Annotated in this window: 6 protein-coding genes and 3 pseudogenes; 7 read left to right on the top strand and 2 right to left on the bottom strand. The window is 48.2% G+C overall.

The window, feature by feature from the left end; all coding sequences use genetic code 11:
* Nucleotides 1-768, bottom strand: a 768-nt coding sequence (locus AC4MRN_RS15945; protein ID WP_491203831.1) for a dicarboxylate/amino acid:cation symporter, incomplete at its 3' end; no start/stop codon positions are given.
* A 111-nt stretch (nucleotides 769-879) separates the two neighbouring features.
* Between AC4MRN_RS15945 and AC4MRN_RS15940 the strand changes: the two genes are divergently transcribed.
* Nucleotides 880-3,099 carry an Ig-like domain-containing protein gene (locus AC4MRN_RS15940; protein WP_491203830.1) on the top strand — a complete coding sequence of 740 codons (2,220 nt, stop codon included), beginning with the start codon at nucleotides 880-882 and terminating at the stop codon, nucleotides 3,097-3,099.
* An 88-nt stretch (nucleotides 3,100-3,187) separates the two neighbouring features.
* On the opposite strand, the gene astB is transcribed toward AC4MRN_RS15940, so the two are convergent.
* Entirely contained in the window at nucleotides 3,188-4,528 is a 1,341-nt protein-coding gene (gene astB / locus AC4MRN_RS15935; protein WP_487966824.1) for an N-succinylarginine dihydrolase, read from the bottom strand.
* A 351-nt stretch (nucleotides 4,529-4,879) separates the two neighbouring features.
* On the opposite strand from astB, the gene topA reads away from it, so the two are divergent.
* From topA to AC4MRN_RS15905, 6 genes and pseudogenes are all read left to right on the top strand, one after another.
* Nucleotides 4,880-7,513 (top strand): type I DNA topoisomerase, encoded by a 2,634-nt coding sequence (gene topA, locus AC4MRN_RS15930; RefSeq protein WP_370240741.1) that lies wholly within the window; start codon nucleotides 4,880-4,882, stop codon nucleotides 7,511-7,513.
* Nucleotides 7,514-7,527: 14 nt separating this feature from the next.
* Nucleotides 7,528-8,076 (top strand): DUF2058 domain-containing protein, encoded by a 549-nt coding sequence (locus AC4MRN_RS15925; protein WP_255053241.1) that lies wholly within the window; start codon nucleotides 7,528-7,530, stop codon nucleotides 8,074-8,076.
* 87 nt (nucleotides 8,077-8,163) lie between these two features.
* Complete coding sequence (locus tag AC4MRN_RS15920) at nucleotides 8,164-8,616, top strand: transposase (RefSeq protein ID WP_491203829.1); 453 nt, start codon at nucleotides 8,164-8,166, stop codon at nucleotides 8,614-8,616.
* Between the two features lie 169 nt (nucleotides 8,617-8,785).
* A pseudogene (locus AC4MRN_RS15915) lies at nucleotides 8,786-9,334 on the top strand (IS3 family transposase); the annotation flags it as partial.
* Between the two features lie 12 nt (nucleotides 9,335-9,346).
* Nucleotides 9,347-10,238 (top strand): annotated as a pseudogene (locus AC4MRN_RS15910) (IS630 family transposase).
* Between the two features lie 13 nt (nucleotides 10,239-10,251).
* Nucleotides 10,252-10,704 (top strand): annotated as a pseudogene (locus AC4MRN_RS15905) (transposase); the annotation flags it as partial.
* Between the last annotated feature and the right edge of the window lie 11 nt (nucleotides 10,705-10,715).

Genomic DNA, 10,715 nt, shown 5'->3' with positions numbered 1-10,715 from the left:
CGCGGAATAGGTAACCAGGCCGTGAATAATGAGCACCACCAACACCACCATGAAGTATTTAACCAGGCTGATTATTGTGCCCAGTTCAATACTGGCAAACAGTTTGGCCATCAATACGAAAACCCCGTACGGTGCCAGGTTCATAATAATGGTAACCAGACGCATAATAACGGTGTTCAGATCTTCAAAGAATGCCGCGACGCGCTTGCCAGCATCGCCGGTCATGGCCATTGCGACACCAAGTAATACAGCAAACACAATAATTTGCAGCATATTACCCTGAGCTAAGGCATTGATTGGATTGCTGGGGAACATGTTAACAATAACCTGCGACAGGGAAGGGGCTTCTTTTGCAGCATAGGTCGTTTCAGCCTGCAGGTTCAACCCTTCACCCGGAGCAACCAGCAAACCTGCCATGATGGCCAGTGACACTGCAATCCCGGTTGTGAGAATGTAGAAACTGATAGACTTGATGCCCAGTCTGCCTAATTTGGATGGATCAGACAGTGAGCTGGTACCGCAAATCAGTGACACTAACACCAGCGGTACCACCAGCATTTTCAGGCTGGAAATGAAGATTTGCCCGAGGGTTGAAAATATACCTTCGACCAAAATGCTATACGTGGAAACTTCCATCGAGAATATCGAAAAGCGTAAATCTCCGCTATCATCAAATATAAATTGAAGCAGGGCACCAATAATGATTCCGGCAATCATGCCGATAAAGATGCGTGCAGTTAAGCTGTACTTGTGTGAAGACTGAGACATGTAAATTCCCTGAAATGTTATTTTATTATTGTACTTAGTTAGTGTGCCAGATTCAGAGCAGTTTTAAATACTTAAAATGACCCAATCACGGTAAAGAGGTCCAGGAAGACGATGAAAATGCAATCTCTACGCTTATTATCCACCATGTGGGCACTGTTGTTACTTGTTGCGTGTGGTGGCGGTGGTGAGGTATCGAGGGATGACGATCCTGGTACCGTTACGCCTGATCCCACCTACAGTATTAGCGTAGCGCTCACCGACAGTGCCGGTGAAACGAGTACAGAATTAACCGGCGATTCGCCACTGACCTTGCGGGCCACGGTCACGGATGGCGACGGCAACCCCGCGTCAAACCAGGTTGTGTCGTTTAGTTTTTCGGTTGAAAACCTGGCGCGCTTTTCCAACGATACCGGTACAGCATTAACCAACAGTGAAGGCGTCGCGACAATAACGCTGATCGTGGGCGAACTGTCGGGCAGCGGCATGGTTACAGCAACACTGGACTCCACCACCAGTGCACAAGTTGGTTTTACGTCTTCAGGTACCACCGCAACGGTTGAAACGCCTGAATCCCTTGAAATTTTCTCCAGTCAGTCGCAACTGTCTTCAAGTGGCAACGACGAAGTGGAGTTGTGGGCCGTCGTTAAAAATGCACAAAACATCCTGCTGGAAAATGTCACGGTGTCGTTCTCGGCCGACAATAACGCTGCCATTGCTGAAACCCAGCCGATTACCGATGAAAACGGCACCGCGCGGGTTCAGTTAAGAACCGGCGGCGACAAGGAAAATCGCACCATTACTGTGACTGCCACGGTATCGGGTGAAACTACGCTAACCGAAACGTTGAGCATAAACGTGGTGGGTACTGAAATTGATATAAATGGTGCAACGTCTGCTATTATTGGCGATGCCGTTAACGTAACAATTAGCCTTGAAGACTCCGACAATGTAGGGATTGCTGGCGAAGCCCTTACGCTTGTAGTTACAGACCCAAGCGGTGCAGACGTGACGGCAACGACGGTGAATAATGTAGAGCCAGTGACAGGCGACGAGGGCCGTGTTTCTATTCAGTTTACCGCTCCAGCGTCAGGTACCTATGCTTTAACTGCCAGCGCGTTAAACACCCAAAGCAGCTTTGAAATAGAGGTACAACAGGACGAGTTTGTTTTCCTGAACGCGCCGGATGTGAACAACGTTGAAGAAGACATTGCGTTAAATACCAACTTCCCACTGCAAATCCGCTGGCTGCGCGATGCTAATCCATTTGCGGGTGGCGCTGTTAGCTTTGCAATTTCTCGCGGCAGCATTGTGAGTGCGGATGCCACGACCGGCGCCGACGGTATTGCAAATCTTACTGTTGCGTCCACCAATGCGGGTTTGGCGACCATTTCCGCGACAGGTACTGACGGTGCCGGCGTTGAAGTCTCGACCCAAATTGACATTGCCTTTATTGCGACCGATGCAGAAACCTTGATACTGGATGCAACACCTGACTCGATTGGGCCAGATGGGCAAACCAGCACAATCTCTGCTGTCGTGTTGGACGCAGATGGCAACCGTGTTCGCAACAAGCTGGTTAATTTTGAAGTGAACGACGTATCAAACGGCAACCTGACCGATGCACAAAGTCGCACGGACCGCCGGGGTATCGCTACGACGGTGTATGAATCAAATGCCGTGAGCACGTATCAAAGTGTAGAAGTAACGGCGTATGTAAATGATGAGCCGACCGTTACCAACACAACATTCCTGACAGTGGGTGACCGGCCTTTTGATATCTCTATGGGTACCGGCAATCTGATTGAAGCGCCGCAGCAGTCTTCTTACAGTAAAGAGTTCTCGGTGTTTGTAACGGATGCCGATGCAAACCCGGTGGAAGGCACATCGTTAACGTTCAGTGCGACGCCGGTTATTGAAACGGTAGGCTATGCATACTTCAAGGGCTATTGGTTGTGGGATGAAGATGATTCCATCCACTACCAGGTTATCACCGCTCAATGCTACAGCGAAGATGCTAACGGTAATGGTCGTCTGGATGTCGGTGAAGACTTAAATGGAGACGGGCAGCTAACACCGGGTAACACAGCAGCAATCGATGCTGATGCAACAACCGATGAAAACGGGCAAGCGCTGATTGAGTTGAATTATCCGAAGCAATACGGCGGTTGGGTGCAGCTAACACTAAGCGCGAGAGGGGAGTCGTCAGGTACTGAGTCAGTCGATACTATGCAGTACACGCTGGGCGTATCCGCTGAAGATCGCAGTACACAAGGTTCACCACCTCCGTCGAGCACATGGGGAACCAGCAACAGCTGCGCAGATACCCTGTAGACCCTAACAACCACATACAAAAAAAGCCGCTCCTGAAGTCAGGAGCGGCTTTTTTGTTGTTCCTAAGAACCGGAACTAGTCAATTCAATCAGGCTTGCTGGAACGGGTACACCGAACCCAGTTTCAGGATTTGAGTCAGCTGGTCTAACGCGGTACGAGATTCAGTGAGTAACTGCGGGTCACGTAAATCGTCTTCGGTCAGTACATCGCGGTAATGTTTCTCTACCCAGTTGTTCAGTTTACCGAATAACTCGTCATTCATTAGCGTGTTCGGATTTACCGCCGCTAATTCTGCATCGGTCAGCGCTACGCGTAACCGCAAGCAAGCCGGGCCACCGCCGTTGCGCATGCTTTGTTTAACATCAAAGTAGTTAACGCTTTTTACCGGTGTATTGCGTGTAACAAGCTCTGCAAGGTATTGTTCTACAACCGGGTTCTCCTGACACTCAGACGGCGCAATAATAGTCATGTTGCCATCGGGCAGGGTAACTAACTGGGTGTTAAACAAGTACGTTTTAATCGCATCCTGCACAGACACTTCACTGTCTTTTACTTCAATAAAGTGCAGCGGTTGTTCGCCAAATTTTTGTTGAATTTCAGCAATCGCCGCAGCGCTGTTGTGAAACGCCTGCTGATGGTAAAACAGTACGTTTTGATTACCGACGGCAATCACGTCGTTATGGAACACACCCTGGTCAATGACATCCGGGTTCTGCAGAATATACACCACGTTTTCGTCGCTCAGACCATGCAAACGCGCAACTGCCTGGCTGGCTTCAAAGGTTTGACGAGCCGGGAATTTTTTCGGCTGCGGACGGTCGTTTCTGAACGCGTGACGGCCGTACACAAAAATCTCAACACCTGCGTGCCCATACTCACTGCACAAACGCGTGTGGTTAGCTGCGCCTTCGTCACCAAAATGCTCGTTGTCGGGCAGGTGAGTGTGGTGAGCAAAATACTTGCTGTTCGCAAAGGTCGCTTTCAGAATATTGCCGGTCACCTGTGGTTCCAGTGAACGGTGAAACTTGTTAGTCAGGTTAGCCGGTGTGAAATGCACTTTACCGTCGGCAGTATCGGCACTTGGCGATACGGTGGCCGCGTTGGCTGTCCACATGCTGGACGCTGAGCAGCAGGCTAAAAAGATTTCACGCGCCTGCTTGCCGGCTTGCTCAAGTACGCTGGCATCAGAGCCGCTGAATCCCAGTCTGCGCAGTGTGGCAATGTCAGGCCGTTCCTGAGGGGCTAACACGCCCTGCACCAGACCCATTTCCGACAGTGCCTTCATCTTCTTAAGGCCTTGTAAAGCGGCTTCTTTGGGGTTACTGGCGGCGTTGGCATTTGAATAAGACGCAACATTGCCAAAGGACAACCCGGCGTAGTTATGCGTTGGACCCACCAGACCATCAAAATTCGCTTCACAATATTGCATGATTTCCTGCCTTATTCTTTATTAACCGGGTATCACTGACTTGGTAATTTCCGGTTCTGTCGCTATAAATGTAAACGGTGTAACGGCGAATCAAAGCCGCAATACCATACCTAACTCGGGCGCATTATACGTAAATTAGTGGCGGTGCCAATCGCGGTGGTTAAAATATGAGCTAATATTGCTGTGCAAAAAAACATCATTGCGAATAAGTATGAAGAAGAACTTGTTTTCCATTCACTTTGTAGATATATGTTAAAAAAAGAAGCGTTAGCCTGTATGAGTGAATCTGCCTTGTTATTTTTCTGGCTTAGCATCAAAAACTTAAATTTTTCAAAGGTTTAATTCTTATTTATGACAAAATCACTGGTCATAGTCGAGTCACCGGCCAAAGCGAAAACAATTAATAAATATCTCGGTAAAAATTTTATCGTAAAATCTTCCGTGGGCCACGTACGCGATCTACCAACTAAAGCTTTAGGCAAAGTCGAGCCGAAAAAAAGCGCCAAAGAACTGAAAACGTATTCGGACGAAGAGAAGGCCGAGTACCTCAGAAAATTTGAATATCAGAAGCTGGTTGACCGCATGGGTGTCGACCCGCAACACAACTGGAAAGCACACTATCAGGTGCTGGAAGGCAAAGAAAAAGTCGTTAATGAGCTTAAAAAGCTCGCCAAAGATGCCGACACCATCTACCTCGCAACGGATTTGGACCGCGAAGGAGAGGCCATCGCCTGGCATTTACAAGAGTTGTTGGGTAAGAAAGACAAAACCTATCAGCGCGTGGTATTTAACGAAATTACCAAAAACGCAATAAAAGAAGCGTTCGAACATCCGGGTGAAGTGAACACCGCACGGGTTAACGCCCAGCAAGCGCGACGTTTCCTCGACCGCGTTGTAGGCTTTATGGTGTCGCCACTGTTGTGGAAAAAGATCGCCCGTGGCCTGTCTGCCGGACGGGTTCAGTCTGTTGCGGTGCGCCTGGTTGTAGAGCGTGAACGCGAAATCAAAGCGTTTGTGCCCGAAGAGTTCTGGGATGTACACGCCGATTTAACCACAGCGTCCAGCGATGCGCTGCGCATGCAGGTTATGAAGCAGGCCGGAGAAAACTTCAAGCCGGTTAACAAAGCGCAAACCGACGCAGCGGTAGCCCTGTTAAAAGATGCTCCGTACGAAGTGATCAGCCGCGAGTCGAAACCAACTCAGAGCCGCCCGTCAGCACCGTTTATTACATCTACATTGCAACAGGCTGCCAGTACGCGTCTGGGCTTTGGTGTAAAGAAAACCATGATGCTGGCCCAACGCTTGTACGAAGCAGGTCACATTACCTATATGCGTACCGACTCAACAAACCTGAGTCAGGAAGCGCTGGATGCGTGTCGCGGTTTCATTGACGACAACTTCGGCAGTGCCTATTTGCCAGCGTCGCCTAACCGTTACGGTAGCAAAGAGGGCGCACAGGAAGCTCACGAAGCCATCAGGCCTTCAAACGTCAATACCCAGGCTGCCAGTCTAAAAGACATGGAACGCGACGCACAGCGTCTCTACGAGCTTATTTGGCGACAATTTGTGGCGTGTCAGATGACACCTGCAAAATATGACGCCACAACCGTGAAAGTTGCAGCCGGTGATTTTGAGCTGGTTGCCAAAGGCCGGGTACTGAAATTCGACGGTTGGACCAAAGTGCAACCGCAAAAGAGCAAGAAAGGCGACGAGGACAAGTTACTGCCAGACGTGAAGCCGGGCGACACGCTGAATTTACAGCAGTTGGATCCCAAGCAGCACTTCACTAAACCGGTAGCGCGTTTTAACGAAGCGTCGTTGGTAAAAGAGCTTGAAAAGCGCGGGATTGGCCGTCCGTCAACCTATGCCAGCATCATTTCGACGATTCAGGATCGCGGCTACGTGCGTTTGGAAAACAAACGTTTTTACGCCGAGAAAATGGGCGAGATCGTAAACGATCGCCTGATGGAAAACTTTGATGACCTGATTGGCTATGACTTTACGGCCAACATGGAACAACAGCTGGACGAAATCGCAGAAGGCCATAAAGACTGGAAAAAAGTCCTGGATTTGTTTTATTCCGATTTCTACCAGAAGTTACTGCGTGCCGAGCAAGATCCTGAAGAAGGCGGAATGCGCCCCAATCAGGCTGTACCGGTTGCAATTGATTGCGGCAAGTGCAGTCGCCCCATGAACGTTAGAACAGCCAGCACAGGCGTGTTCTTGGGCTGCTCAGGTTACAATCTGCCGCCAAAAGAACGTTGTACCAACACCATGAACCTGACTTCCGGTGAGGAAGTGGTAAAAGTGGATGACGACGACGAGCAGGAAACCGCAGATTTACGCGCCAAACGCCGTTGCCCTGAATGTGGCACGGCAATGGACAGCTATCTGGTCGACGAAACCCGCAAGCTGCATGTGTGCGGTAATTCACCGGCATGTCCCGGCACTTACGTAGAGCAGGGCACGTTTAAGATCAAAGGCTACGACGGCCCCATCATTGAATGCGACAAGTGTGGCAGCGATATGGAGCTGAAGAACGGCCGATTCGGTAAGTACTTCGGTTGTACCAACACAGAGTGTAAGAACACCCGTAAGTTACTGAGAAACGGTGAAGCTGCGCCGCCTAAGGAAGATCCGGTAGATTTACCTGAGCTGCCATGTGAGAAGAGCGATGCGCACTTCGTATTACGCGATGGCGCGTCCGGTATTTTCCTGGCTGCCCACAATTTCCCGAAATCGCGGGAAACACGGGCACCTAAAGTGGAAGAGTTGGCGCGCTTCCGCGACCGTTTGTCACCGAAGTTTTACTATCTTGCGGACGCGCCTAAAGCCGATCCGGACGGTAACCCGTCTATAGTTCGCTACAGCCGTAAAACCAAGCAGCAGTATGTTATGTCGGAAGATGCCAAAGGCAAAGCGACAGGATGGTCTGCCTGGTACGAAAACGGCAAATGGCAACCCAAAGACACTAAAAAGAAATAAACAGGTTCAGGTAAATGGCATCGTTACAAGAACAGTTACTCAAAGCAGGCTTGGCAGACAAATCAAAAGCGAAACAAGCCCGCTCTGAGAAGCGTAAAAAACAGAAGCTGAAAAACAAAGGCGCAGCCGTTGAGCAAGACGCCAGCAAAGTCGCAGCGCAAGCTGCGGCAGAGGCTAAAAAGGAACGGGACCGCGAGCTGAATCAGCAACGCAAAGCGGAAGCAGACAAAAAAGCGGTAGTAGCGCAAATACGCCAGCTTATTACCACCAACCAGCAGCCGAAAGGTGATGGCGATACGCTACTCAATTTCACCGACGACAATGTGGTAAAACGCATGTACGTCAGCGCAGCAGTGCACAAACTGGTACTGGATGCGCGACTGGCAGTGGTGAGACTGGACGAAGAATACGCACTGGTACCCACCCCAGTAGCCGACAAAATCGCCGAACGTGATGAAAACGTGGTGGTATACCGCGCCGATCTCCGCGAGGAGAACAAAGCGAAATCGGAAGAAGATGACTGGTACGCCGACTACGAAATACCGGACGATTTAACCTGGTAATTGGTTCTTACACCTTCAATACAAAAGCCAGCACGGACAATGAAGTGACCCCCAATAGTTGGACAATTCAATTACTGGGATCTTTTTATGTCCAAATATCATAGAGCTATTAAGTTAAAGCTCGCGCAACTAACTCAAGAAGAAAGTTCTAGGATTATAGGTTCAAAATACAAAATCAACGCTAATCTTATTCGCTACTGGTCTCAGGTCTATCGCCTGAATGGTGCTAATAGCTTTATTCATAAGCAATTACCTTACACGCTTGAATTTAAACTTCACGTACATAAAACAATGTCTGAGAATCGTTGGTCATTCTCGCATACCAGTGCCTACTTCGACTTATCGTCCCCCGGTATTCTATTTCAGTGGCAAAAGCTTTGTGCTCGCGATGGTATCTCCGGTATTAAACCAAAGAAAAAAGGTAGGCCTCGCGTGACAAACGACTCTTCTACGCCAAAACCATCAGTTGAAATGACAGAAAAAGAACTAAAAGAAGAGTTGGACTATTTACGTGCTAAGAATGCTGTTCTAAAAAGTTAGAAGCCTTGGCTCAAGCCAGAAAGAAACAAGCAAAGACAAAACGATAGTTGTCGAAGAGTTCAAGGCAATATACAGCTTACAACACTTATTGAAAATCACGGGCCTCCCAAAGAGCGTATATTACTATCACCGTAATACGTTGTAACGGCCGTGCCCCAATACTGATTTACGCGTAAAAATACGTGATATCTATCACAAACATAAAGGGCGGTATGGCTATCGTAGAATTACTTCTGCCCTGAGAACGAAGGGCCTGCTGATTAACCACAAGCGCGTGCAACGTCTGATGAACGAGCTTGGTTTAAAATCCAAAGTCAGACCTAAACGTTATAAATCCTACGAGGGAGAAGTTGGCAAAATCGCAGACAATACGCTCAATCGGGAATTTACGGCAGAGAAACCCAATCGAAAATGGGTGACCGATGTGACAGAGCTTAAGGTTAAAGAGCAGAAGGTCTATCTGTCACCAATAATTGACCTGTTTAATCAGGAAGTTGTCAGCTATGAAGTACGGACATCGGTCACATTACCATTGGTTACTGATATGCTTAAAGCCGCGACAAGTAAACTACAGCAGCATGAAAAGCCACTTATCCATTTGGACCAAGGGTGGCTATATCAAAACAAACAGTTCCAGAACCATCTCAAAGCGAAAGGGTTATACCAATTAGCATTGAAGTATGATCTAATTAGTAGCCACCTATCATCGTTATTCTGAGTTGTGATTATGCTGTCTTCAGCTGATTTACTGAGACTGTCGAAAAAGGAAAAGAACCCCAATAAACGTCTGAGACTATTAGCAGTCTCACTTTATTTGGAATGCCACAATCGAGCGCAGGTTGCTCGGCAACTTAAAGTAGCTCGTCGCAGTGTGAATAATTGGGTAAGTGAATATTTGGCTCATGGATTATCAGGTTTGGATGATAAACCTCGCCTGGGCAAACGTTCTTCACTTTCTTTAAAACAAAAGCAGCAGTTATCTCGTTTCATAGATAAAAGAGCGCAGTCTGATAAGGGTGGAAGGCTAACAGGCATGCATATTAAAGAGTATATACAGTCTGAATTTGGGGTGGATTATCATCTAAACCATATTTATAAGATTCTTGGCTATTTGGGTTATAGTTGGATAACCAGCCGCTCAAAGCACCCGAAACAACAATCTAGCGTCCAAGACGTATATAAAAAAGTTCCCCCTGGAAACGATCCTTAACACGCCCGTACATGTTCGACACGATCAAATAGACATTTGATTTCAGGACGAAGCCCGTTTTGGTCAACAGAACACTACCACACGTTTATGGGCCAAAACGGGCACCAGACCCAGAGCCGTTCGCCAACAGCAGTTTGAATACGTGCACCTGTTAGGTGCTGTATGTCCAACTACCGGAGAAACAGAGGCACTGTTAGCGCCTTTCGTGAGCAAAGACATTATGCGCAAACATCTTCTTCAAATATCTCAAAAAACCAAGCCGGGTCTTGCAATTGTTGTGATGGATGGCGCAGGTTGGCATACCGACGATATTGTTGAGGCATGCAGCCACGCTTGGAACGACTTTATCAGCAGTACAAAACGGGTGATAAAAATGTGTACGAGAGACTGGGCGGTAGTGGGCAAGCTTTAATGCGGATTAGTATAAATCAGAGTCAACCTATTGGGCGACGAACTTGCCGCGTGAGCAATACCCGGCAACAGCAGTCGTGCAACTATGCAGCTTACGCTGGCAGATAGAGTTACTATTCAAGGAATGGAAATCCTACTGCAATTTACGCAAGTTCAATACCCGCAACGCGGGTTTAATGGAAGGACTGATATGGGTCAGTTTGCTGGCATTACTGGTGAAACGGCGTATTGGACTCAGTATTCAACGACTGATGGGCGTCGATATATCGAGCTTCATGGTAGCGAAAAATACGCAGAGCTGGTTTTATCCATTAATGGAATCGATACTCCATGACGCTTGTTCTGAATTAAAACAAACTTGGAATTGGGCAGTGAATTATCTATCAAGATATGCCAAACGGGCACACCCTGACAGAGACAGGAAAACCGGGCGCCTGAAGTATGGCTTGGTCTCGGTCAATCCTTAATGTCCAACCTA

The organism is Marisediminitalea sp. (assembly GCF_984433645.1).
The sequence above is the reverse complement of the archived record's forward strand: the minus strand, read 5'-3'. Positions and strand labels throughout refer to the sequence as shown.